Genomic DNA, 23,271 nt, shown 5'->3' with positions numbered 1-23,271 from the left:
GACGGCCTCGCGGGCACGCGAAGGAGGCGGTCCGCCGAGGACACCGGGCCGACGCCGCACAGCGCATCGTTTCGGCCACCAATCGCCATGAATATGCCAGGAGACTGGCCGGAAATTCATGGTGACAGTGGTTCAGTCGTGAACATACTCACCTCTAGGGCCTCTCACACCTTGCGACAGCGCCCTCACGCACAGCACACGAGCCGCACGGACGCCATACCCGACCGGCAGGCGGGCTGAGTGACGGGGGAGGGCAGCAGTGCACGACGAGTTCCTGTGCCATGTCACCGCCTACGGAGTCTGTGACGGCCGGCGCATCGGTGTCCCCCTGGGCACCTACCGGGCCCCGACCCTCGCCCTGGCCCTGTGGTGGCTGCGGGACCGGGCGTCCTGGATCGCCGAGCGCCTGGACCCGCAGCCCGACACCCCCCACTTACCGCGCGGCGCCCTGACTCCCGTCGCCGACGACGCACCCGACGTACCGCGCATGCTGCGCACCTGGTGCGCCGACGACACCCAACAGGAGCTGGTCGCCGATGAGCTGGCCGCGGGACATCTGGTGCGCGTCGCGACCAGCGACGAGACCACCGAGTACGAGCTGATGGCCGAGTCCGTGGACGCGCTGCGCATGCAGCGGGCCTCTCCGCCCCTGGTCGTCCCCGTCGCCTGAACCACCCGCGACGCCGTACCGGCAGACCTGGGCCCTGTCGTCGAACTTCCGTCTGCCCCGCGGCGTCACGCACGCACGCTCGCCGTACCGGGCCCTGGCCCGAGTACATCCCGTACGAGGCCCGGGGCCCGGCACGCCGAGAGCACGCACCCGACGCCGCGGGGCCGCCCTCCGGGCGACGACGCGAGTTCGACGGCAGGACCTAGGACGGGCGGTCGGCCCGCCGGCCCGCCCAGCGTGCGAGCAGTGCCCCCAGGAACCCGGCGACCAGCCCCCACAGCAGGGCGAGACCGATCGCACCCCACAGGCGCGGACGCAGGAACAACCGCCCGGACAGCCCGCCGCCCAGGTCGCCGATGCCCAGCACCGACAGCCCGTAGTGGGCGGAGATCCGCCCGACGAGGCCGATCACGAGCACCGTGAGCGCCAGGGCCACGGCCATGCGCACGGCGTGCAGCCAGAGCGGGGACCCGGCCGGGGAGCGGGACGCCAGGAGGAAGGCGGCGCCCAGGACGAGGAGGGCGGCGACGACCAGGAGCCACCACATCCGTCCGTCGCGCTCGGCAAGCGTGCCCACGTTCAGGGTCGAGACGTCCGGCGTGCGCAGCACCTCGTCCAGCACCCGCGGCATCGGAAGCCCGAACGGCCCCTCCACGCGCCCGTTCCAGGTCGCCCCGAGGCCGATCGTCAGCGCGGGCCACGCCAGGTTCGGCAGCCCGAGCAGCAGTACGGCGAAGGTGTCCGCCGGATGCCCCCGCGTCCCGGCGGCGACCAGGGCGACGACGACACCGACGCCCACGTACGCGAGCAGCAGCGCGACCATCGCGTACGCGGCCGGCCGCACCGACGTCCGCAGACGCGGCAGCCGCCCGGGCAGCGGCGCCGCGGGCGAGACCAGCAGGGCGATGACGAGCACCCCGGCCAGCCACAGCAGGCCGAAGAGGACGGTCAGCGGTACGTCCGTGGTGAAACCGACCCGCGGCTCGACGCCGAACAGGTCGCCGAGATCGCCCAGCAGGCCCTCCCCGAGGGAGACCTCGAAGGTCTGCCGCGCGGCGAAGGCCGTGCCGAGGAGGGCGAACAGCCACAGGACGGCGATCCGTCCGGCCCAGCCGGCCAGCTCCTCGGCCCCGGCGACGGCCCGGTGCCGCAGCGGCCGCAGAAAGCCCCGGGCGATCACCAGCGCCCCGGTCAGGGTGACGGACAGCGGCATCACGGTCAGTCCCGCGCCGGTGTCCGCCAGCTCACCGGCGTCGCCGGACATCTCCAGCGCACCGCCCACGGCGGTGACGACGGTCGCCACGACGACCCGGGGAAAGGCGTTGTCGGGCAGGTCCGCGGCACCGGCCGCCCACAGCCCGAGCGCGGCCACGGCCCCCATGGCGACCAGCCCGGCCAGTACCGTACCCAGAGCCTGCGCCCAGCCGTGGCGGGCGACAGACGGGCCGGAAGGTCCAGAACGGCCTGCAGCCCCGGAGGGTGCGGAGGGGGTTGGCGAACTCACGCTGCCACGCTAGGCAGCCCCCGCCGGGTGCGCCCGCCGACAGGGCCGTCCGCGTCGGCGGGCCCGCGGCACCGGAGCCCTTCGCCCGCCACCTCGACGGATGTCCCCCTCCTGGCCGGTGCCGGCCCCCGCCCGCCCCGCGCCCGGCCGACGCCGCGGCGGGACCCGCCTGCCGCGCCGGGCATCCGGAGCCTTGCTCAGCCCGCCCGGACGACCAGGGCGTGGTCGCCGAGTCCCAGCAGTCGGCCGGCCGGCAGTTCGCCGCGGGTGGTGAAGACCGCGAGGATCCGGGCGGTCCGCGTGTCGAACGCGACGTCCAGGACCGTGCCGTGCGCGGTGCCCGTGTTGGTGAGGACCCGGTGGCCCAGCAGGTCGTGGCGGGGCGGCACCGACTCGGCGGCCGTGGCGGACCGGACCCGGACGGTGCCGGGGCCGATGGCGTGCACCGACTCCCAGGGCAGCGCCGTCTCCCGGCCGAACCGGCCGCGGCGGAGCAGGACATGGCTCACCGTTCCGGACGCGACGTCGACGGCCAGGGACGTCACGGTGCCGAGCGGCCCGGCCCCGGCCAGGGGTACCACCGGCAATCCGCGCACCTCGGTGAACAGCATCACGGCAGCGCACTCCTCAGTGGCCGGGGACGCCGCAGCCGACCAGGGCGGTGAAGCCCGGCAGGTCGTCCGCGACGTGCCGGACGGCGCTCTCGGAAAGGAACAGAGCCCGGCCGGTGACCGTGAGCGTCTCGCCACGTGGTACGTACACCCGCCGCCGGTGCCGGGTGGGGCCCGGCACGAACCGCCGGCTCGCCGCCACCCGGAAGCCGACGACCCACCCGCCGGTGCCGCCCTCCACCACGACGTCGAGCACCGTGCCGATCTCGGTGCCCGCCTCGGTCAGCACCTTCGCCCCCAGCAACCGGGACCGCACATTCTGCTGGTGCGCCGTCATCGCCGCCGCGCTCACCAGACCCCGCCGGTCGCGGATCATCACCGCGTCGTGGCCCAGCGCGTACACGGCCGACCAGGGCAGGCCCTCCCGAAGCGGACCGGACAGCAGCCCCCGCCCCGTCAGGGTGAAGCCGGTGATACGGCCCGCGGCGGCGTCGCATACGGTGTCCTTGACATGAGCGACCGCGTCGCCGCCGAGGGTGACCACCGGCCTGGTGGTGAGGCTTCGTGCGGCCATGAGTTCGTTCATCGCACACCCTTCCCCCACCGGATCGCACATCCTTCCCACGCCCCGGGTTCCCCGCGCCACTGTGACGATGCCCGCAGTACGAAGAGAAGGGGACTGCGCGGCGCGGGTCGGGGTACAAGGGCAGGTGCAGCAGCGTCCGACCAGTCCGGCTTCCGAGAGAGACACGCATGACCGAGTACCTGGACGGGGCAGTGATACCGACCGGTTTCGACGTACCCGTCGAACCGCTCAGGCGGGCGGCACACTACTCCGGCGAGCCGGGATGCATAGCGCAGGCGCGTGCCTTCGCCTCGCTCTTCCTCGATCAGCTGAGGACCGAGTGGTGCGCCACGGTCGGCCCCCGCGCCGAGGGCGCGGTGCTCCTGGTCGTGAGCGAGCTGGTCACCAACGCCGACCGCCACAGCAGGGGGCCGTACATCCTGGAGCTGGAGAGCACGGGGACGTCGGTGGCGGTGACCGTCTACGACAGCAGCGGCGCGGTGCCGATACGCTCCCCCCGGGACCCCGAGCGCGTCGGCCGGCACGGCCTGGAGATCGTGCACGCCCTGGTGGAGTCGGTCGTCGTCGAACCCGTGCCGGTCGGCAAACGAGTGCGCGCCGTGGTGCCTCTCACCGAGGGGTGAAGGGCACCGGCGCCGCCGCTCCCGGCCGAGGGCTCAGGCGCAGCCGAGTTCGCCCAGCATGCCCTCGCGCAGCCGGGTGATGATCCGCTTGATCAGCCGGGACACGTGCATCTGCGAGCAGCCGAGCTGTTCACCGATCTCCGCCTGGGTGGCCTCGTCCACGAACCGCATGTGAATGATCCGGCGGTCGCGTTCGCTGAGCTCGGCCATCAGCGGGGCCAGCGAGTGGAAGTCCTCGACGAGCCGCAGCCCGTCCTCCTCCACACCGATGAAGTCGGCCAGGACCGACTCGCCGTTCTCGGCTCCGTCACCGGTCAGCGCGGCGTCCAGCGACGAGGAGTTGTAGCCGTTGGCCGCGATCTGCCCCTCGACCACCTCGCTCTCGCCGATGTTCATCAGCGTGGCGAGTTCGGCCACGGTGGGCTCGCGGTCCAGGCGGGAGGAGAGCTCCTCGCGGGCCTTGGCCAGCTCCACACGCAGCTCCTGGAGCCGGCGCGGCACGTGCACCGCCCAGGTGGTGTCCCGGAAGAAGCGCTTGATCTCCCCGACGATGTAGGGCAGTGCGAAGGAAGTGAACTCGACCTCGCGCGCCAGTTCGAAGCGGTCGATGGCCTTGATCAGACCGATCATGCCGGTCTGGACGATGTCCTCCATGTCGTCCCCGCGACCGCGGAAGCGGCCGGCGGCGAACCGCACGAGCGACATGTTCATCTCGATCAGGGTGTTGCGCGCGTACTGGTACTCGTGCGTGCCCTCTTCGAGCTCCGCCAGACGCCGGAAGAACTGGCGGGACAGCCTGCGCGCGTCGCGCGGTGCCACGGTACGCGGGTCCACGACACGTCGCGGTGATCCTTCACCCGTTCCGCTCCCGGCGGTCCTCTCGACAACCTGCGCTCCCGGCCGGACCACGGCGGTCTCCATTGCCTCTCCCACGAAAGTCACGGTGCGACGTCTCTCCCTAGGCTCGTCCCGCGTGCGGGTACCCGGGGCGCGGCAGCACACGCCTCCCGTTTCCACGGGGGCGGAAGATCCGTGCCACGGCGTCTTCGCGGGGTGATGCGCCACCTCTCAGAGTAGTCCCGCCGACCGTGCCCGGCACCCGGGGTTCGGGGGCCGGGGTTCGGGGGCCGGGGTCCGGGGGCCGGGGTCCGGCCGGGATTCTTCGCGGATTCCCCGGATACTCCCCGGATCTTGCCCGATTTCCCTGAGGGCGGAATGCCGCCCCCTTCCGTGGCGGGACCGCGATCCTAGGCTGGGGAGGTGACCAGCCACGTGCCGAACGAAGCCCGCGTCATTCCGCTGCGCCCGCAGGCCGCGCGCCCGGCCGCCCCACACCCGGGGGCGCGTCCCGCCGCCTCGCCGGCTCCCCCGGAGCGACGGCCGCCCACCGTACGGGAGCCCCTGTGGCGCGACCTGGTCGGGGACGTCCTGCGGCGTGAACGCCTGGAGCAGGAGCGCACGCTGAAGGAGGTCGCGGAAGCCGCCCGTATCTCCATGCCCTACCTGTCGGAGGTGGAACGCGGCCGCAAGGAGGCGTCCTCGGAGGTGCTGGCCGCCGCCGCGGGCGCCCTGGGACTGGGCCTGGGCGACCTGTTGGCCCGTGCCCAGGGAGAGCTGGTCCGTCTCACCTCCCGGCACACCGGCGCGTCGCCCGCCCGGGGCACGTCCGCAGCGCGGTTCGACGGGATGTGCCTGGCCGCCTGAGACCGCGCACGGGCCGGCGCCCCGCCCCGGCGGGGGCGGGGCGCCGGCCCGTGCTCCTCACACCCCGGCCAGGCGCCGACCGAGGACCTCGTCCGCCAGCCCGTACGCCACCGCCTCGTGGGCGGTGAACACCTTGTCCCGGTCCATGTCCGCGCGCAGCGTCGCCGGATCGTGGCGCGTGTGCCGGGCCAGCACCTCCTCCACCTGGGAGCGGATGCGCACCATCTCCTTGGCCTCCAGGGCCAGGTCGGAGATCGTTCCCCGCCGTCCGCCGCTGGCCGGCTGCCCCAGCAGCACCCGCGAGTGCTCCAGCACGAACCGCCGTCCCGGATCCCCGCCGGCCAGCAGGACGGCCGCCGTGGACGCCGCCTGCCCGACGCAGAACGTGGAGATCGGCGCCTGCACGAAGGTCATCGTGTCGTAGATCGCCATCAGTGACGTGAACGAGCCGCCGGGGGAGTTGATGTAGACGGCGATCTCGCTCTCCGGTGACGACGACTCCAGATGGAGGAGCTGCGCGATCACGACGTTGGCCACGCCGTCGTCGATCTCGGTCCCCAGGAAGATGATCCGCTCCGACAGCAGCCGGCTGAACACGTCGTAGGACCGCTCGCCCTGCGGGGTGCGCTGGACGACGTGGGGAATCGTGTAGCTGCTCATGTCACAGTCCCATCCGTCGCCCGGCGGTGGCCGGGCGCACGTCCGCGAAGGACTGGACGACCTGGTCCACCATTCCGTACTCCCGGGCCTCCTCGGCCGTGAACCAGCGGTCCCGGTCGCCGTCCCGGCGGATCGTCTCCCGGCTCTGGCCGGTGTGCTCGGCGGTGATCCGCTCCATGGTCCGCTTGATGTAGTCCATGCTGTCGGCCTGGATCTCGATGTCGGCGGTGGTGCCGCCGATGCCCGCCGACGGCTGGTGCATCATGACCCGCGCGTTCGGCAGCGCGAAGCGCTTGCCCGGCGCGCCGACGCTCAGCAGGAACTGCCCCATGCTGGCGGCGAACCCCATGGCGAGCGTCGAGACGTCGTTCGGGATCAGCTGCATGGTGTCGTAGACGGCGAGCCCCGCGTGCACGGAGCCACCGGGGCTGTTGATGTACAGGCTGATGTCGGTGCGCGGGTCCTGCGCGGACAGGATCAGCAGCTGCGCGCAGACCCGGTTCGCGGAGACCTCGTCGACCTGCGTGCCCAGCAGCACGATCCGCTGGTCGAGCAACTGCTCGGCGAGCCGGTCGTCGAACGGGCTCGGGGGCGTGTCGCCCTCCTCCGCCCGGGGCAGTGCGGCCGGGCCGGTGATGAGTGGAGACATCGGTGCTCCTTGTCGGAGTCGTAGCGGACGGTCGTCGGAGGACCGGTACGCGGCCGTCGGCGCCGCGGTTCCTCCACTCTCGGCCCGCCGCGGCCCCCGCCGGGACTTTCTCTGCCCGCGGCAGATTCGCCACCGGCAGAGCGCTCACCGGCCGCCGACCCGGCCGTCCGGACGAGGTCCGTGATTCGACCGGCCGGCACCGATGAGTTCCTCGGTCCGCACCGGTCGACAGTGGTGACCGTGTTCCGCGCCCAGGAGGTAGTCATGAACACCGACGGATTCACCACGTGTCTGTGGTTCGACGGCGACGCCGAGGAGGCCGCCCACTTCTACGTCTCCCTCTTCAAGAACTCCGGAATCGGCTCCGTCACCCGCTATCCGGAGGGAGCGCCCCAGCCCGCCGGCTCCGTGCTCACCGTCGACTTCACGGCCAACGGCCAGAGGTTCCTCGCCCTCAACGGCGGCCCGCAGTTCAAGTTCAACGAGGCGGTCTCCTTCCAGATCACCTGTGACGACCAGGACGAGGTCGACCACTACTGGACCCGGCTCACCGAGGGCGGCGGCGAGGACGGCCCCTGCGGCTGGCTCAAGGACCGGTTCGGCGTGTCCTGGCAGGTCGTGCCGGGGAGGCTGGAAGAGATGTTCCGCGACCCCGACCCCGCGAAGGTGGCCCGCGCCAACAAGGCCATGATGTCGATGCGCAAGCTCGACATCGCGGCGCTGGAGCGGGCCTACGCCGGGGAGTGACCCGTCGCCGGCGCGCGGGGCGGGGGCGCGATGGCTAGCGTGGAGAACCGGATCGTTCCCCGTCCCCCGCAGTCCCACCACCCATCCGCACAGGAGGCGGCAGTCATGGCCGTGCAACCTGAAGGGGCCCCCTGCTGGGCCGACGCGATGTTCACCGACGTCGAGGGAGCCAAGAGCTTCTACGGCGACGTTCTCGGCTGGACCTTCGGCGAGACGTCGTCGGAGTACGGCAACTACACACAGTGCTACGCCGACGGCAAGGCGGTGGCCGCCGTGGTCCCGCCCCCGCCCGGTCACGAGGACCAGTCCCAGTGGTGCCTCTACTTCGCGTCCCCGGACGCGGCGGCTGCCGCCGGCCGGATCCGCGAGGCCGGTGGCGAACTGCTCCTCGATCCGATGCGGGTCGGCGACTTCGGCACCATGTGCCTGGCCCGGGACCCGAGCGGCGTCGTCTTCGGCGTCTGGCAGGGCGGCACCCACGAGGGCTTCGAGGCGACGGCCGTGCCCGGCGCCTACTGCTGGGCCGAGGTCTTCACCCGCGAGCCCGCGAAGTCGGACGCCTTCTTCCCCGCCGTCTTCTCCTACAGGTCCCAGCAGATGCGGGACGACCAGGTGGACTTCCGCCTCTTCGACCTCGGCGACCGCACCGTCCTGGGCCGCATGGCCATGACGGATGACTTCCCGCCCGAGGTTTCGCCCTACATCAACGTCTACTTCACCGTCGCCGACTGCGACGACGCCGTGGCCCGCGCCACGAAGCTCGGCGGCGTCCTGCGGTTCGGTCCGGTCACCACCCCGTTCGGCCGGTTCGCGGCGCTGAGCGATCCGCAGGGCGCCAGCTTCTCGGTGATCGACATCACGACCGCCGAAGGGGAGATGCCCGAGGTCACGGACGTGTCCTGAGACCTGTCCTGGCATCCCGCCGGGCATGGCATGATCGGGCGCATGCGTGAACGAGTTGTGGCCGCGTGCGACGGGGCTTCGAAGGGAAACCCGGGTCCGGCCGGCTGGGCCTGGGTGGTCGCCGACGCGTCGGAGCTCCCGGTCCGCTGGGAGGCCGGCCCGCTCGGCAAGGCCACCAACAACGTCGCCGAACTCACGGCGCTCGAGCGCCTGCTGGCGTCGACGGACCCCGACGTACCGCTCGAGGTCCGCATGGACTCGCAGTACGCCATGAAGGCCGTCACCACCTGGCTGCCCGGCTGGAAGCGCAACGGCTGGAAGACGGCCGCCGGCAAGCCGGTCGCCAACCAGGAGCTCGTCGTGCGCATCGACGAGCTGCTCGACGGCCGCTCGGTCGAGTTCCGCTACGTGCCCGCCCACCAGGTCGACGGCGACCGGCTCAACGACTTCGCCGACCGCGCCGCCAGCCAGGCGGCCGTCGTCCAGGACGCGGCGGGCAGCGGCCTCGGCTCCCCGGAGCCCCCGCCCGCACCGGACGTCCCGGCGGCCCGCAAGCCGTCGCGCCGGACGTCGGGCACGGCCCGCAAGAGCGGCGGCGCCCCGGCGCGCACCATCAAGGCGAAGTTTCCCGGACGCTGCCTGTGCGGCCGCTCCTACGCGGCCGGCGAGTCCATCGCCAAGAACGACCAGGGCTGGGGCCACCCGGAGTGCCGCACGGTGGCCGCCGGGTAACCCGCGCCGGCCCGCGGCCGCGCAGCACCGGCCCGCCACCCCTCTCTTGCTACTCTGCGTGTCCGAATGACCGCGACGAGTGCGTAACAGGGGTGTGTGTGAAGGTCGCCTGCGTCGGCGGTGGACCCGCCGGACTGTATCTGTCCATCCTGCTGAAGCGGCAGGACCCGTCCCACGACGTCACCGTGTACGAACGCGACCCGGAGGGCTCCACCTACGGCTGGGGCGTCACCTACTGGCGCGGCCTGCTCGACCGGCTGAAGGAGCACGACCCCGTGTCCGCGCGCGCCGTCGAGGAGCACTCCGTGCGCTGGCGGGACGGCGTCGCCCACGTCGGCGACCGCGCCACCCGGCACCACGGCGACGAGGGCTTCGGCATCGGCCGCCACCGCCTGCTCGCCATCCTCGCCGCACGCGCCCGCTCCCTGGGCGTACGCCTGGTGTTCGAGCACGAGATCACCGGCGCGAACCCGCCCGCCGCCGACCTCGTGGTGGCGGCCGACGGAGTCGGCAGCGCGCTGCGCGCCCACCACGCCGGCCACTTCGGCACCGAGATCAGAAGCGGCCGCAACCACTATGTGTGGCTCGGCACCACCAAGGTCTTCGACGCGTTCACCTTCGCCTTCGTCGAGACCCGCCACGGCTGGGTCTGGGCGTACGGCTACGGGTTCGGCCCCGAGGGCAGCACCTGCGTCGTCGAGTGCGCGCCCGAGACCTGGACCGGCCTGGGCCTGGACCGCGCCGACGAGGCCGAGGGGCTGGCCCTGCTGGAGCAGCTCTTCGCCGGCGTACTCGACGGACACCCGCTCACCGCGCGGTCCGCGGGCCGGGCCGGCGCTCAGTGGCCGACCTTCCGCACCCTCACCAACCGCTCCTGGTCCCGCGGCAACCTCGTCCTGCTCGGCGACGCCGCGCACACCACGCACTACTCCATCGGCGCCGGCACCACGCTCGCCCTGGAGGACGCCATGGCGCTGGCCGCCGCGCTGCGCGAGCGGGACACCCTCCCGGACGCCCTCGCCCACTACGAACGCGAACGCAGGGCAGCCCTGCTGCCGGCGCAGAGCGCGGCCCGGCACAGCGCCCAGTGGTACGAGAACCTGCCCCGCTACATCCACCTGCCGCCGGAGCGGATGTTCGCCCTGCTCGGCCAGCGCCACTCGCCGCTGCTGCCGTACGTCCCGCCGCAGCTGTACTACCGGATCGACCGGGCGGCCGGCCGGCTGGAGACGCTGCGCCGGCTCAAGCGCTGGCTGGGACCGAGGATCGCGCGCACGGTACAGGCACGCAGACTCGCCACCGGCGACGGACCCGGCCGCGCCGGGCGTCCCGACGCGGTGCCCGCGCACCGCGGATGACAGACTGACCGCATGGACGAGCGCACTTTCAACAGGTCGGACCAGCACGCGTCGGTGGTCGGCCTCGGCACCTGGCAACTGGGCGCCGACTGGGGAGACGTGAACGACAAGGAAGCCCTCGCGGTGCTGGAGGCGGCGGCCGAGTCGGGGGTGACCTTCTTCGACACGGCGGACGTCTACGGCGACGGCCGCAGCGAGCAGACCATCGCGACCTTCCTCGCGAGCAGGCCCGACCTGCACGTGCTGGTCGCCACCAAGATGGGCCGCCGGGTCGACCAGATCCCCGAGAACTACGTCCTGGACAACTTCCGGGAGTGGAACGACCGGTCCCGCCGCAACCTCGGCGTGGACCGTCTCGACCTGGTGCAGCTGCACTGCCCGCCGACGCCCGTCTACTCCACCGACGAGGTGTTCGACGCCCTGGACACCCTCGTCGAGGAGGAGCGCGTCGCCGCCTACGGTGTCAGCGTGGAGACCTGCGCGGAGGCGCTCACCGCGATCGCCCGGCCGAACGTGGCGAGCGTGCAGATCGTCCTCAACCCGTTCCGGATGAAGCCCCTGCGCGAGGTGCTGCCCGCGGCCCGACAGGCGGGCGTCGGCGTCATCGCCCGGGTGCCGCTGGCGTCCGGCCTGCTGTCCGGCAAGTACACCAGGGACACGGTCTTCGCCGCGAACGACCACCGGAACTTCAACCGGCACGGCGAAGCCTTCGACCAGGGCGAGACCTTCTCCGGCGTCGACTTCGCCACCGGCGTGGAGGCCGCCGCCGAGTTCGCCGCGCTCGCCCCCGGGGGATGCACTCCGGCCCAGCTGGCGCTGCGCTGGGTCGTCCAGCAGCCCGGTGTGACGACGGTGATCCCGGGTGCCCGGTCGCCCGAGCAGGCCCGCGCCAACACGGACGCCGCCCGGCTGCCGGAGCTTTCCGACGCCACCCTCACCGCGATCCGCGACCTCTACGACCGCCGGATCAAGGACCAGGTCGAGAGCCGCTGGTAGGCGCCGCGCTCCGCCGCACGGGTCTCACGGCACCAGGAGCAACTGCCGTTCCCGCTCCTGGTCGCCGGAGGCCGCGCCCTCGCCGCGCGCCGTGAAGGCGCGGGCCAGCGTCTCACTCGCCGCCTCGACGGCCTGCGGTGTGCCCTGAACGGTGACCGTCACCGGCGCGGACAGCGTCTCGCCCGCCGCCGGTGCGGCGGAGGCCTCCGGGGTGTCCGGGGAGTCGAAGGTCGCGGTGCGCACCGTCGCCCCCTCGTCGGAGGGCAGGCTGTCGGGAGCACCGAACACGCCCTCCAGTGCGCGGACGATCGCCCGCGCGTCGTCGATGCCGCCGCCGTCGAGCGTGACGGTGAGCTGAGTGTCGGACATTCCTGGCCTTCCTTGCCGCACGTCGGTCGGTCCCGGCCGTGTAACCGTCCGGCGCTCGGCCAAACCGGGCGACGCCGCCCCGGCCCGGCGCCTGAGTGCGGGGAACCAGGGAAGAGGGAAGAGGACGCAGGAGACGGTCACCGGGAGGAAAAGTGAGGGACGGGGATTCGGCCGAGGGCTCCGGCCGGCGCAGGGGCCGCAACGAGAGCGAGGAGGAGCGGGCGGACCGCATGTGGACGGAGCTCATCCAGGAGGTCCGCGTCGCGCAGATGGGCGTGCAGATCCTGTTCGGCTTCCTGCTCACGGTCGTGTTCCAGCCGAAGTACGAACACCTCTCGGACACCGACCAGACGATCTACCTGGTCACGGTGGTCCTCGGCGCCGTGACGACCGGCGCGCTGATCGGACCGGTGTCCCTGCACCGCCTCGTTTCCGGGCGGCGGGTGAAACCCCATGCGGTGCGGTGGGCGTCCCGGCTGACCGTGCTCGGCCTGGTGCTGCTGCTCGCCACGACGGCCTGCTCGCTCCTGCTGATCCTGCGCGTCGCGACCCACGACGGTTTCGTGCCCTACCTCGTCACCGGTGTGGTGCTCTGGTACCTGCTGTGCTGGTTCGGGATCCCGCTGTGGACCCGTCACCGTTACATGGCGCGCTGAGAGCCCCCGGCGCGCCATGTGGCGCCGGCGTCCCGTGTGCACCCGGCATGGGGGCCGTCGAGGGCGTTGTAGACCTTGGCGGCGTCGGTGCCGCCCTCAGTTCTCCGCCGTCAGCTCGGCGAGGAAGTCGTCGACGCACACCTCTTCCTCGCCGGGCCGCACCACCGAGCGGGTCTCGCGCAGGAAGGCCTCGACGGCGGCGGCCCACACGAACACCACGGCGCGATGGCGGCCACCGTCGCCGCGGTCGTCGCCCAGCAGTTCGATGCGCAGCTCGTCCCACGAGCCCCGCGACTCGGGCCGCAGCCGCACGTCGCCCACCCCGACCGGGCGGGTGAGTCCCTCGCCCACCATCTCCCGGTCCAGCGTCCAGCGGGCGAGCACCCGGCCGTCGTGGCTGAATACCACGGTGAGGGCGAACGGGTCCGCCGCGTCGTACGAGAGGTGGGCGAGTACGGGGAACCGGTCGTCGGTGTCGCCCGCCTGGAGCTGAACGACCAGGGTCTTGTGCACGACGGTGTTCACGAGGACCTCCACAGGACGGACGTAGAGCCCTCTAGTACCCCGCCCACCGGCAAGATGCTCAGTCGAACGGGTGATTCGCCCGTGGCCGGGTTTCAGTCGCTGCCGAACGCTTCCCGCAGCGCGGGCAGCAGGGTCTTCTCCGACCAGTCCAGGAAGGCGGGCTGCGACTCGCCGCCGATCTGTACCAGGGCGATCTCGCTGAACCCGGCGTCGACGTACGGGCGCACGGCCGCCACGAAGGCGTCCGGATCGTCGCCGCAGGGGATGGACTCGGCGACGTCGTCGGGCGTCACGAACTGGGTGGCCGCCTCGAACGAGTCGGGGTGCGGGAGTTCGGAGTTGACCTTCCAGCCGCTGCCGAACCAGCGGAACTGGGAGTGGGCCCGCTTGATCGCCGTGTCCCGGTCCGGGTCGTAGGAGACGGGCAGCTGACCCACGCGCGGCTTGCCCCGGCCGCCGTGCCGGTCGAAGGCTTCCAGCAGTCCAGCCTTCGGCTCGGTGGCGATCACCAGGTCGGCGAACTCGCCCGCCAGCTTGCAGGAGCGCTCTCCGGAGACGGCGACACCGATGGGCGGTGCGCTGTCCGGCAGGTCCCACAGCCGGGCCGACTCCACGTCGAAGTGCGCGCCCCGATGGTTCACATGGCCGCCCTCGAACAGCGCACGGATGATCTCCACGGCCTCCTGGAGCATCTCGTGCCGCACGTCGACGGACGGCCAGCCGCCCCCCACCACGTGCTCGTTGAGGTTCTCGCCCGAGCCGAGACCCAGCCGGAACCGTCCCTCGGACAGCAACTGAAGCGTCGCCGCCTTCTGCGCCACCACCGCCGGGTGGTAGCGGAACGACGGACACGTCACGTACGTCATCAGCGGGATGCGGGAGGTCGCCTGCGCCGCGGCGCCCAGCACGCTCCAGGCGTAGGGCGAGTGGCCCTGCGAGCGCAGCCAGGGGAAGTAGTGGTCCGAGGTCACCGAGAAGTCGAACCCCACCTCCTCGGCCCGCACCAGATGGCCGACGAGCTCACGCGGTCCGGCCTGCTCGGTCATCATGGTGTATCCGATGTGTGCCATGGCGGCCGAGTCCCCGCCCACCCGCAGTGAAAACAGGCGGAAACGGGACACAAGCGCAACAGAAGCGGTCACTCCGTGTCCTCTCGGAAGGTCCCGAGGAAGGCGGCGAGCGCCCGCTCGTTCGCGGTGTCGTCCCAGTCGCCGGCCGGTGTCGTCCAGCGCAGCGAGAAACTGCGTCCGCCGCCGAGCAGGAAGCCGCGGCCGAAGGTGCGCAACCGGGAGCGGCCGTCCCGGCCCAGCCACTCCATGTCGGCCGCCTCGCGCCCCCGGTAGGTGGTCGCGCGGATGTCGCCGATCCGCCGGTAGCCGCCCGAGCGCTCGAGCCCCGGCTCGACGTCGTCGCGCCAGACGGCCACCGGGTCCGCGCCCGCGCGGGTGCTGTAGGTGACCGCGAGGGTGCGCGGGTCGCCGGACGCGCCGAAGACCACCCGGTACGCGCCACCCGGCACGCGTGAGGTGTCCAGGCGTCGCCAGTCCCCGGGAAGGGCGACGGAGAAGCCCTCCGGCGCGTCGTAGCGGCGGAACCCGTGCGGGGGGCCCCGGCCGGGGCGGAGGAACCGGACGCCGAGGGCGAGGCGCTCGCGCTCGGCCGGGGAGCGGGGGAGGAGGGAGCGGGTCCGGTGGGCGGGACGGCGGGAGCGGAGGGGCGTTGCCGGGAGCCCGTGGCGGAGCCGCCGTCCGCGCCGGGGAGTCCGTCCGTGGCGGCGAGGACGGCGACCGTGACCGTGACGAGGGCCAGGGCGGTCCCGGCGGCCATCGTCCGCCACCGCCACCGGCCCGCGCCCGGGGCGGCGGCGTACGTGCCGCGCAACCGGGGGCGGGGCATCTCGCGCGCGGTCGAGTCCGGGTCCTCCGCCAGCGCCCGGGTGAGGGCCGCGCGCACCGCCGGGCGGGTCAGCCGCTCCCGAGAGTTCTTGCGCAGCAGCCCCTGCACGGCCTGGGCGAGTGGACCGGCGCGCACCGGCGTGCGCAGCGGCAGCCGGTCCACGCCCCTCAGCGTCGCCTCGGACCGGCCCCGGTCACGGAAGGGCGGACGGCCCTCGACCATCGTGTAGAGGATCGCGCCCAGCGTCCACAGATCGGCCGCGGGCCCGATCCGCTCGTCCCTGGCCTGCTCGGGCGAGGCGTACGAGGGCGCGGTCAGCCGCGGAGCGAGGGTGGCGCCGGCCAGGCCGAAGCCGGAGACGACGACGGATCCCTCCTCACGCACGAACACCTGCCCCGGGCTCAGCTCGCCGTGCGTGACACCGTGGCCGTGCGCCGCCTCCAGCACGGCGAGCAGTTCCAGACCGATGCGCGCCGCCCTGGCGTGGTCGAACGCGCCCTGCCGGTCGAGGAGGTCACCGAGCGGAACACCGCCGGCCCATTCGGTGACCGTCCACAGCATGCCGTCCGCCATCACCGCGTCGAGCACCGCGGCGATCCGCCCGGGGCACAGCGACGCCATGGTCTCGCTGGTGCGGATCACCCTGCCGGTGGCCCGGCGGGCGCCCTCGCCGGCCGGCAGCGCTGTCCGGGTGACCAGGCACGGCCGGCCCGTCGTGGCGTCCTCCCCGGACCAGCAGACACGGTTCGTCTCGCCGTGGACCACCTCGAGCAGGCGGTAGCGTCCGGCGACCAACTCGTGTGTGGAGACGTGCGCCCTGCCCATGGCCATCCCTCGTTCGCACCGCCGGCTCTCGGCTTGAGCACAAGTACGTCGAGGGGGCCGGGCCGCGTTCAGCGAACGCGGCTGCGCGCCCGCTTTCTGACCCATCTTCAAAAGCGGCGAACAGGCGTACGGCCAGGGGTGCGCGCGGGATGGCAGCTGTGCAGGCGCCCACCCGGGCCGGGAGGCCGGACGTCAGCGCAGTCCGAAGCGGTCCGCCCACGCCCTCATGTCGGCGATCGCCGCGTTGCCCCCGCACACCACCAGCCCGAGCCGGGCCTCGTCCCCCACCCGCTCCACCACACGCCGGGCCGCCGGCAACAGACAGCCGGCGGCCGGCTCGGTCCACACCTTCGCGTGCTCGGCGAGCGCGAGCGAACCCTCGACGGCCTCCCGGTCCGGCACCACGAGCACCTCGGTGACCAGCTCCGACACATGGTCGTACGTCACCTGCGAGACGGACGGTGCGCTGAGTGTGGTGACGACCGAGGACAGGGGCACCGCAAGCGGCCCGCCCGCCGCCAGCGCCCGGGACATCGCCTCGGCGCCCTCCGTCTCCACGCCCCAGACCCGCACGCCGGGCCGCAGCGTCCGCAGCGCCGCCGCCACACCGGCGATCAGACCACCGCCCCCGATGCTCACCAGCACGTCGGTGAGCTGCCCGGCGTCCTCGGCGAACTCCAGGCCCACCGTGCCCTGCCCCGCGATCACCACCGGGTCGTCGAAGGGGTGGACCAGCGTCAGACCCTCCTCCCGGAGCCGGGTGACGAGCGCGAAGGCCCCGTCCATGCCGTCGGTGAGCCGCACCAGCGCGCCCGCCTCCTCGGCGGTCTGCACGGAACGGGCCGGCGCCGTGCGCGGCATGACCACGGTGGCCTTCACGTCGAGGGCGGCGGCCATCACCGCCACCGCGATGCCGTGGTTGCCGCCGCTGACCGCCACGACCCCGGCGGCCCGCTCGGCCTCGGTCAGCGACAGCAGCTTCGCCGTCGCGCCACGCACCTTGAAGGAGCCGGTGCGCTGGAGCAGCTCCAGCTTCGCGGTGACCGGGACGCCGAGCAGCGCGGACAGCCCCGGGCTTGGCACGGTCGGGGTGCGTACGACATGTCCGGCGATCCGCTCGGCCGCGGCTTCGATCTCCGTGATCCCGATCAAGGCAGTCTTCCTTCCGGCGCGGGCGGTGATCCGCACCCCCACGCACCCTTTCGCGCGAAGCCTCCGAGGTCAACAAGCATGTCGGGGACGGCGCGCGCCGGGCCGCGGAGCCGGGTCGCTCAGTGCTGCTGCGTCTTGTGCGGCGTCGCCTCACTCGGCCGTACGACGACGAGGCCCTCTCCCTGGAGCAGCAGCTGGACCGCCTCGCCCGAACCGCCGCGCAGCATCGAGCCGATCGACTGGGAACGGTGCAGGGAGGTCTCGAGCCCCGCGGACCAGCCGACGATCGCGTCCGTGTCGACGTGGACCGGGTACCGTGGCGAGACCGGGATGACCAGCGGGTCGCCCTCGCACACCAGCCCCAGCCTGCCGTGCCCGGTGAAGACGCTGTTGAACAGTCCGCCGCCGGCGATGCCCGAGCCCTTCACGGTGGCGATGCGGTACGACAGGGACGCGTCGAAGCACAGGACGTTGCGGCCGTTGACCGTGAACTCGTCGCCGGGTTCGACCTCCACGATGAAACAGTTCTGGGCCTCGTTCGCGAACCAGGCCTCGCCCTGCCCGCGCACCGCCATCAGCGGCAGCCCCTCCCCGGTGACCGCGCGCTTGAGCATGCCGCCCACGCCCTGGCCCTTGCGCTCGAACTGGAGGCCGCCCCGGTAGGCGATCATCGCGCCCTGCCTGGCTAGCATCTCGCCGTTCACCGCGTAACGGATGCACTTGGAGTTCTCGACGGTCATGCCCGGCGCGGTCGCGGGCTGCACCATGTGTTCGCTGGAAAAGAGGTCACCCTTCATACCGGCATCCTGGCCCGGAGTGTCCCGTTCCGCCAGGATCCGGTGCCGGGGGCCGGGTTCAGCCGCCCAGGAGCTGCGTCCAGTACGTGCCCGCCCGGCCGCCGCCGGCCAGGCCGACGCCGATGTGGGTGAAGGCGGCGGTGAGGATGTTGGCGCGGTGCCCGGGGCTGTTCATCCAGCCCTCCACCACGTCGGCGGGGGAGTGCTGACCGCAGGCTGTGTTCTCGCCGACCGCGCTTTGGCCGGCACCCGCGGCGGCGGCCCGGTCCCGGGGCCCGCCCCCGTCGGGGTCGGTGTGCGAGTAGAAGTCGCGGGCCACCATGTCCGCGCTGTGGGCCTGGGCGGCGGCGGTCAGCCGGGCGTCGACGGCCAGGGCGGGCAGCCCGGCCCGGGCCCGCGCCCGGTTGGTGAGGCCGACGACCTCCGCCGTGGCGCGGGCCAGGCCCTCCGGGGTGAGCGGCACGGCCCACAGCACCGTCCAGTACGTGTCGGTTGCCCGGTTGCCCGGTTGCCCGCCTGCCCGGACCGGCCGCAGGGTGCCCCGGACCGACCGGTGGGGGATCGGCCGGCGGCCGGTCCCGGGTCCGGTAGGAGCCAGGCGGCGCCCGGTGTCCGGGCGGGGCGGTGCCCGGGGGTGTGTGGAGTGGTGCCCCCGGGGCCGTCCGGGCGCGCGTCCGAGCGGCCGGCGGGCGGTCAGCGACGCAGGGTGGCCGCCCAGTCCGCCGGGACCCGGCCCGCCGGACCCGGCGAGGGCTGGTCCTCCGGGTGGCTGCCGGGCGGCGCGAGGTCCGGGCCGGACTCACTCATCTCGTTCGTCGCGTAGTCCCAGTACCAGTCCTCGCCCGGCTCGAAGCTCTGCGCCACCGGATGCCCGGTGGAGCGGAAGTGGTCGGTCGCGTGCCGGCCCGGCGAGCTGTCGCAGCAGCCGACGTGACCGCAGCTCGCGCAGCGTCGCAGGTGGAACCACCAGCCGCCCGTCGCGTCGCACTCGGCGCAACCGGTGCCGCTGGGCGGAACGGTGGGGTCGATTCCGGTGTCGCTGGTCATACCGGCTCCTCGGTCGGATCGGTCGGGTCGGACGGATCGGTCGGATCGGTCGGGTCGGTCGGGTCGGGTAGCGCGGCGGTCAGCGGCAGGAGCACCTGGAACCGGGTGTCACCCGGCACGGACTCGACCTGGAGGCTGCCGTGGTGCTTGTTGACCACGATCCGCCAGGAGATGTCCAGGCCGAGCCCGGTGCCCTCGCCCACCGGCTTGGTGGTGAAGAACGGGTCGAAGATGCGCTCCCGGATCTCCGGGGCGATCCCGGGACCGGTGTCGCGGAACTCCACCAGGAGCCGGTCGTGATGGAGCGCGGTGCGCACGGTCAGCGTCCCCTCACCACCCGCGCCGTTCACCGCGGCGACCGCGTTGTCGATCAGGTTGGTCCACACCTGGTTCAGCTCCGCCGGATACGCCGGGATCTGCGGGACCGAACGGTCGTACTCCTTGACGACTGCGATCCGCGGGCCGATCTTCCCGGAGAGCATCAGCAGGGTGCTGTCGAGGAGTTCGTGGACGTCGACCGTCCGGTAGGGCGCCCGGTCGAGCTGCGCGTACTGCTTGGCCGCGTCCACCAGGTGCGAGACGCGGGCGGTGGAGTCCGCGATCTCGTTCATCAGCAGCTCGGTCTCGACCGTGTAGTTGAGCCAGCCGACGGCTCCCGGCAGGATCTCCTCGTCCACGGCGGCCGCGACCTGCTCCAGCCACTCGGTGTCCAGACCGGCCTGCACGAAGGTCGGCGCGAGCTGCCAGCCGTGCTCGATCCCGTGGTCCGCCAGCCAGTCGCCGAGGGCGTCCTCCCGGTCGGCGGCCTCCAGCGGGCTGAGCGAGGGCGCCTTGACGACCCGCTCCGCCGTACGCTCCTGTATCTCGATGAGTCCCGCGAGCGCGTCGCGGGAGAACGGGCCCTCGGCGATCACGGCGAGCTTGTGCCGCATCTTCGCCACCCGCTCCCGCAGCGTCGAGGTGGCCCGGACCGCGGCCGCCGCGGGGTTGTTCAGCTCGTGTGTGAGACCGGCGGACAGCGAGCCCAGCGCCAGCAGCCGCTCGCGCTGACCGATGGCGCGCTGGGTGTTCTCGGACCCGAAGAACAGCCCCTCCAGCAGATGCACCGCCATGGGGAACCACTCCCGCATGACGGCCGCGAACGTGTCCGCCGGAAGGACGAAGAACCGCGTCGGTCCGGTGACCCGCATGGAGTTGTTGTAGACCTGCGGCACCCGGTCACCGGCGTACGCCTGCATCGCGCCCGCGTACACACCGCGCTGCGAGGTGCGGTTGGTCTCCACGTCGTCCCCGCCGACCCGGCGGGACAGCACCACCGTTCCCTCCAGCAGCACGTAGAAGCACGTGGCGTCCTCGCCCTCGGTGTACACCGGGCCGGGCTCGAACAGTTCCACCCGGCCCTCGGCGCACAGCCGGCCCAGCTGCTCCGGCGTCAGCTTCTCGAACAGGAACAGCTTCCCGATCTCCTCGGGGCTGCACGGCATCGGCCGCCCGCTCACGACTGCTCCAGGTACCGGTGGACGAGCATGACGGCCATGGCTCCCTCTCCGACGGCGGACGCGACCCGCTTGGCGGACTCGGCGCGGGCGTCGCCCGCCACGAACACGCCCGGGACGCTGGTCTCCAGGTGATACGGCGGCCGGTCCAGCTCCCAGTCGGCCGGCGGCCGCCCGTCCGGGGTGAGGTCCGGCCCGGCGAGGATGAACCCGCGTTCGTCGCGCAGCACCGTGCCGTCCAGCCAGTCCGTGAGCGGGGCCGCGCCGATGAAGACGAACAGCCACTGCGCGTCGACGAGTTCGGTGCCGCCGCTCTCCGCGTCGCGCAGCGTCAGCCGCTCCAGGTGGCCGTCGCCGTGCGCGCTGTCGACGACCATGCCGCAGCGCACGCGGATGTTGGGCGTCTCCTCGATCTGCTGGATCAGGTAGTGCGACATCGACGCCGTCAGGGAACCGCCGCGCACCAGCAGCGTCACCGACTTGGCGCCGCGGGCCAGGTACATCGCCGCCTGCCCGGCCGAGTTGGCACCTCCGACGATGTACACGTCGTGGCCCTGGCAGGAGGCCGCCTCGGTCAGCGCCGAGCCGTAGAACACACCGCAGCCGGTCAGGTCGCCCGTGCCGGGCGCGGTCAGCTGCCGGTAGGAGACGCCGGTCGCCAGGATCACGCTGTGCGCGGCGATCGCCGAGCCGTCCGAGAACCGTACGGTCCGCGCCGCCCCGTTGGCCTCCAGACCCGTCACCTCGCGCGCGGTGAGGATCTCGGCGCCGAACTTCGCCGCCTGCCGCCGGGCCCGTTCGGTGAGCTGACCGCCGGAGACACCGTCGGGGAAGCCGAGGTAGTTCTCGATGCGGGAGCTCTGCCCCGCCTGGCCGCCGGTCGCCGACCGCTCCACCAGCACCGTCCGCAGCCCCTCCGAGGCCCCGTACACGGCCGCGCCGAGCCCGGCCGGGCCGCCGCCGATCACCACCAGGTCGTAGAAGCCGGCCGTCGGCGTGGTCGCCAGACCCACCCGCGCGGCCAGGTCGGGCGCCTCCGGCTCCACCAGCGGGGTCCCGTCCGGGGTGATCACCACCGGCAGCCGCCGTCCGTCCTGCCCGGCCGCCGACAGCAGCCGCCGCCCCTCCGGCTCGTCGGAGGAGTACCAGCGGTACGGCACCTGGTTGCGGGCCAGGAACTCCCGGACCTCCGAGGACCGTGCCGACCAGCGGTGCCCGACGACCTTGGTGCTGGGTACCGGCCGGTGATCGCCGGTGCGCCAGGCCTGGAGCAGGTCGTCCAGGACCGGGTACAGCTTCTCCTCGGGCGGGTCCCAGGGCTTGAGCAGGTAGTGGTCCAGATCGACGACGTTGATGGCGTCGATCGCCGCGTCGGTGTCGGCGTACGCCGTCAGCAGCACCCGCCGGGCGCCCGGGTACACGTCCAGGGCCTGTTCGAGGAACTCGATGCCGTTCATCTGAGGCATCCGGTAGTCGGCCAGGAGCACGGCCACGAGGTCGCCGCGCAGCTTCAGCTCGCGCAGCGCCCCCAGTGCCGACTCGCCGGACTCCGCCCGCACGATCCGGTACGTGGCGCCGTAGCGCCGCCGCAGGTCGCGGGCGACGGCGCGGGAGACCCCGGGATCGTCGTCCACGGTCATGATGACGGTCCGTGTCTCCCCGTCGGGCTGTGCCATGCGTCCCCCACGTCGAGCGGCCGGATTCACGGCACGGCGTCCCCGTCACCGCACCGGCCTGTGGCCCATCGTATGTTCGATCGCGGGTCCTCGCTCAGGCGGCGGGAGGGGTCGCCGGTGTCCGTCCGCTCCCCTCGCGGGGTCTTGGGGACCGCTTGGGGAAGACTGGGCTCCATGAACGACGTGACCGCGACACAGGGAGGGGCCCGCATGACGCGCCCGATCACGGCAGGGCTGGACGGTTCCGAGGAGAGTGCGGCCGCACTGGCCTGGGCCGCGAGGGAGGCGGTCCGCCGCGAAGCCCCGCTGCACGTGGTGCGCGTCTGGCGGGCCGAGCCTGACCCGGCCGGCGCGGGGGACCGGGACGCGCAGGAGCGGTGGATCCGGGGCTCGGTCGCCGAGTCGGTCAGGACCGTCACCGAGCGGCACCCGGAACTCACGGTGACCACGGACGTCAGCGAGGCCGACGACGCCGTCGCCGTGCTGCTCGCCGCCGCGGCCGACGCGCGGACGCTGGCGCTCGGCTCGCGCGGCCAGGGAGCGGTCGTCGGCTTCCTGCTCGGCTCCGTCGGCCAGCAGGTGATCGCCGAGGTGCCCCGGCCCGTCGTCCTCGTGCGGGCCGGGGACGAGGCCGCGGCGGAGGCCGCCGGCCGCGAGGTCGTCGTGGGCCAGCAGGGGGAGCCGGAGGACAGTGCCGACGTGATCGGGTTCGCCTTCGAGGCGGCCGCCGCGCGCGGCGCCACCGTGCGTGCCGTGCGGGCCTGGACCCTGCCGACGGTGTTCACCTACAGCCCGGGCTCGATGCGGCTCGCCGACGAGGCCGGCGGCCTGGAGCAGTACGAGAAGAAGGCCCTGGGCGAGGCGCTCGCACCGTGGCGCGAGCGCTTCCCCGATGTCGCGGTGATCGAGCACGTGGAGATGGGCAGCGCGGGACAGGTGCTGCTGGCGGTGGCCGCCGACGCCCAGCTCGTGGTCGTCGGCCGCCGCGCCCGCCGCACGGCCGTCGGCGCCCGGATCGGTTCGGTGGCGCACGGCGTGCTGCACCACGCGCAGTGCCCGGTGGCGGTGGTCCCGCACACGTGAGGACCC

24 protein-coding genes and 2 pseudogenes are annotated in these 23,271 nt (G+C 73.1%); 10 read left to right on the top strand and 16 right to left on the bottom strand.

Annotated features, from left to right (window positions below):
• Nucleotides 1-259 precede the first annotated feature (259 nt).
• Nucleotides 260-670: a hypothetical protein gene (locus tag ACGFYH_RS23970; protein WP_393805207.1), complete on the top strand. Its 411-nt coding sequence runs from the start codon at nt 260-262 to the stop codon at nt 668-670.
• 202 nt (nt 671-872) lie between these two features.
• On the opposite strand, the gene ACGFYH_RS23965 is transcribed toward ACGFYH_RS23970, so the two are convergent.
• From ACGFYH_RS23965 to ACGFYH_RS23955, 3 genes are all read right to left on the bottom strand, one after another.
• Nucleotides 873-2,174, bottom strand: a complete 1,302-nt coding sequence (locus tag ACGFYH_RS23965) for a streptophobe family protein (protein ID WP_393805206.1) — start codon at nt 2,172-2,174, stop codon at nt 873-875.
• Between the two features lie 197 nt (nt 2,175-2,371).
• Nucleotides 2,372-2,788, bottom strand: a complete 417-nt coding sequence (locus ACGFYH_RS23960; protein ID WP_393805205.1) for a PRC-barrel domain-containing protein — start codon at nt 2,786-2,788, stop codon at nt 2,372-2,374.
• 13 nt (nt 2,789-2,801) lie between these two features.
• The gene (locus tag ACGFYH_RS23955; protein WP_393805204.1) at nt 2,802-3,371 is read right to left on the bottom strand and encodes a PRC-barrel domain-containing protein; all 570 of its coding nucleotides are present in this window, start codon (nt 3,369-3,371) and stop codon (nt 2,802-2,804) included.
• Nucleotides 3,372-3,538: 167 nt separating this feature from the next.
• Between ACGFYH_RS23955 and ACGFYH_RS23950 the strand changes: the two genes are divergently transcribed.
• Nucleotides 3,539-3,994 carry an ATP-binding protein gene (locus ACGFYH_RS23950; RefSeq protein WP_393805203.1) on the top strand — a complete coding sequence of 152 codons (456 nt, stop codon included), beginning with the start codon at nt 3,539-3,541 and terminating at the stop codon, nt 3,992-3,994.
• 33 nt (nt 3,995-4,027) lie between these two features.
• On the opposite strand, the gene ACGFYH_RS23945 is transcribed toward ACGFYH_RS23950, so the two are convergent.
• Complete coding sequence (locus ACGFYH_RS23945; protein WP_393805266.1) at nt 4,028-4,915, bottom strand: RNA polymerase sigma factor SigF; 888 nt, start codon at nt 4,913-4,915, stop codon at nt 4,028-4,030.
• 339 nt (nt 4,916-5,254) lie between these two features.
• Between ACGFYH_RS23945 and ACGFYH_RS23940 the strand changes: the two genes are divergently transcribed.
• Complete coding sequence (locus ACGFYH_RS23940; RefSeq protein WP_393805202.1) at nt 5,255-5,698, top strand: helix-turn-helix domain-containing protein; 444 nt, start codon at nt 5,255-5,257, stop codon at nt 5,696-5,698.
• Between the two features lie 57 nt (nt 5,699-5,755).
• Here the strand turns inward: ACGFYH_RS23940 and ACGFYH_RS23935 are convergent, their stop codons facing one another.
• Nucleotides 5,756-6,358 (bottom strand): ClpP family protease, encoded by a 603-nt coding sequence (locus ACGFYH_RS23935; protein ID WP_393805201.1) that lies wholly within the window; start codon nt 6,356-6,358, stop codon nt 5,756-5,758.
• Between the two features lies 1 nt (nt 6,359).
• Entirely contained in the window at nt 6,360-7,007 is a 648-nt protein-coding gene (locus ACGFYH_RS23930; protein ID WP_393805200.1) for an ATP-dependent Clp protease proteolytic subunit, read from the bottom strand.
• Nucleotides 7,008-7,271: 264 nt separating this feature from the next.
• On the opposite strand from ACGFYH_RS23930, the gene ACGFYH_RS23925 reads away from it, so the two are divergent.
• The 5 genes from ACGFYH_RS23925 to ACGFYH_RS23905 all read left to right on the top strand — a co-directional run bounded on the left by ACGFYH_RS23925 (nt 7,272) and on the right by ACGFYH_RS23905 (nt 11,743).
• Nucleotides 7,272-7,754, top strand: coding sequence for a VOC family protein (locus ACGFYH_RS23925; RefSeq protein WP_393805199.1), 483 nt, complete (start codon nt 7,272-7,274; stop codon nt 7,752-7,754).
• Nucleotides 7,755-7,859: 105 nt separating this feature from the next.
• Nucleotides 7,860-8,657, top strand: coding sequence for a VOC family protein (locus ACGFYH_RS23920; protein ID WP_393805198.1), 798 nt, complete (start codon nt 7,860-7,862; stop codon nt 8,655-8,657).
• A 30-nt stretch (nt 8,658-8,687) separates the two neighbouring features.
• Complete coding sequence (locus ACGFYH_RS23915; protein WP_393805197.1) at nt 8,688-9,389, top strand: ribonuclease H; 702 nt, start codon at nt 8,688-8,690, stop codon at nt 9,387-9,389.
• A 98-nt stretch (nt 9,390-9,487) separates the two neighbouring features.
• Nucleotides 9,488-10,747 carry an FAD-dependent monooxygenase gene (locus ACGFYH_RS23910; protein ID WP_393805196.1) on the top strand — a complete coding sequence of 420 codons (1,260 nt, stop codon included), beginning with the start codon at nt 9,488-9,490 and terminating at the stop codon, nt 10,745-10,747.
• 12 nt (nt 10,748-10,759) lie between these two features.
• A complete protein-coding gene (locus ACGFYH_RS23905; protein ID WP_393805195.1) occupies nt 10,760-11,743 on the top strand; it encodes an aldo/keto reductase in 984 nt (327 codons plus the stop codon).
• Between the two features lie 24 nt (nt 11,744-11,767).
• On the opposite strand, the gene ACGFYH_RS23900 is transcribed toward ACGFYH_RS23905, so the two are convergent.
• Complete coding sequence (locus ACGFYH_RS23900) at nt 11,768-12,112, bottom strand: hypothetical protein (protein ID WP_393805194.1); 345 nt, start codon at nt 12,110-12,112, stop codon at nt 11,768-11,770.
• A gap of 152 nt (nt 12,113-12,264) precedes the next feature.
• On the opposite strand from ACGFYH_RS23900, the gene ACGFYH_RS23895 reads away from it, so the two are divergent.
• Nucleotides 12,265-12,768 (top strand): DUF6328 family protein, encoded by a 504-nt coding sequence (locus tag ACGFYH_RS23895; protein WP_393805193.1) that lies wholly within the window; start codon nt 12,265-12,267, stop codon nt 12,766-12,768.
• A 96-nt stretch (nt 12,769-12,864) separates the two neighbouring features.
• Here ACGFYH_RS23895 and ACGFYH_RS23890 read toward each other — a convergent pair whose 3' ends face one another.
• The 9 genes and pseudogenes from ACGFYH_RS23890 to ACGFYH_RS23850 form a co-directional block, all read right to left on the bottom strand.
• A complete protein-coding gene (locus ACGFYH_RS23890) occupies nt 12,865-13,293 on the bottom strand; it encodes an SsgA family sporulation/cell division regulator (protein WP_393805192.1) in 429 nt (142 codons plus the stop codon).
• A gap of 92 nt (nt 13,294-13,385) precedes the next feature.
• A complete protein-coding gene (locus tag ACGFYH_RS23885) occupies nt 13,386-14,363 on the bottom strand; it encodes an LLM class F420-dependent oxidoreductase (protein WP_393805191.1) in 978 nt (325 codons plus the stop codon).
• A gap of 68 nt (nt 14,364-14,431) precedes the next feature.
• Nucleotides 14,432-16,020: pseudogene (locus tag ACGFYH_RS23880) on the bottom strand (serine/threonine-protein kinase).
• Nucleotides 16,021-16,206: 186 nt separating this feature from the next.
• Complete coding sequence (locus ACGFYH_RS23875; protein ID WP_393805190.1) at nt 16,207-17,166, bottom strand: threonine/serine dehydratase; 960 nt, start codon at nt 17,164-17,166, stop codon at nt 16,207-16,209.
• 119 nt (nt 17,167-17,285) lie between these two features.
• Nucleotides 17,286-17,963 (bottom strand): AIM24 family protein, encoded by a 678-nt coding sequence (locus ACGFYH_RS23870; protein ID WP_393805189.1) that lies wholly within the window; start codon nt 17,961-17,963, stop codon nt 17,286-17,288.
• 58 nt (nt 17,964-18,021) lie between these two features.
• A pseudogene (locus ACGFYH_RS23865) lies at nt 18,022-18,462 on the bottom strand (CAP domain-containing protein); the annotation flags it as partial.
• Between the two features lie 194 nt (nt 18,463-18,656).
• On the bottom strand, nt 18,657-19,010 hold the full coding sequence (locus ACGFYH_RS23860) for a UBP-type zinc finger domain-containing protein (RefSeq protein WP_393805188.1): 354 nt from the start codon (nt 19,008-19,010) through the stop codon (nt 18,657-18,659).
• On the bottom strand, nt 19,007-20,494 hold the full coding sequence (locus ACGFYH_RS23855; protein WP_393805265.1) for an ATP-binding protein: 1,488 nt from the start codon (nt 20,492-20,494) through the stop codon (nt 19,007-19,009). The genes ACGFYH_RS23860 and ACGFYH_RS23855 overlap by 4 nt, the downstream gene beginning before the upstream one ends.
• Before the next feature lie 11 nt (nt 20,495-20,505).
• Entirely contained in the window at nt 20,506-22,182 is a 1,677-nt protein-coding gene (locus ACGFYH_RS23850; RefSeq protein WP_393805187.1) for an FAD-dependent oxidoreductase, read from the bottom strand.
• 210 nt (nt 22,183-22,392) lie between these two features.
• On the opposite strand from ACGFYH_RS23850, the gene ACGFYH_RS23845 reads away from it, so the two are divergent.
• The gene (locus ACGFYH_RS23845) at nt 22,393-23,265 is read left to right on the top strand and encodes a universal stress protein (protein WP_393805186.1); all 873 of its coding nucleotides are present in this window, start codon (nt 22,393-22,395) and stop codon (nt 23,263-23,265) included.
• Nucleotides 23,266-23,271 lie beyond the last annotated feature (6 nt).

Origin of the sequence: Streptomyces sp. NPDC048392, assembly GCF_043200575.1 — a bacterium.
GTDB lineage: Bacteria > Actinomycetota > Actinomycetes > Streptomycetales > Streptomycetaceae > Streptomyces.
The sequence above is the reverse complement of the archived record's forward strand: the minus strand, read 5'-3'. Positions and strand labels throughout refer to the sequence as shown.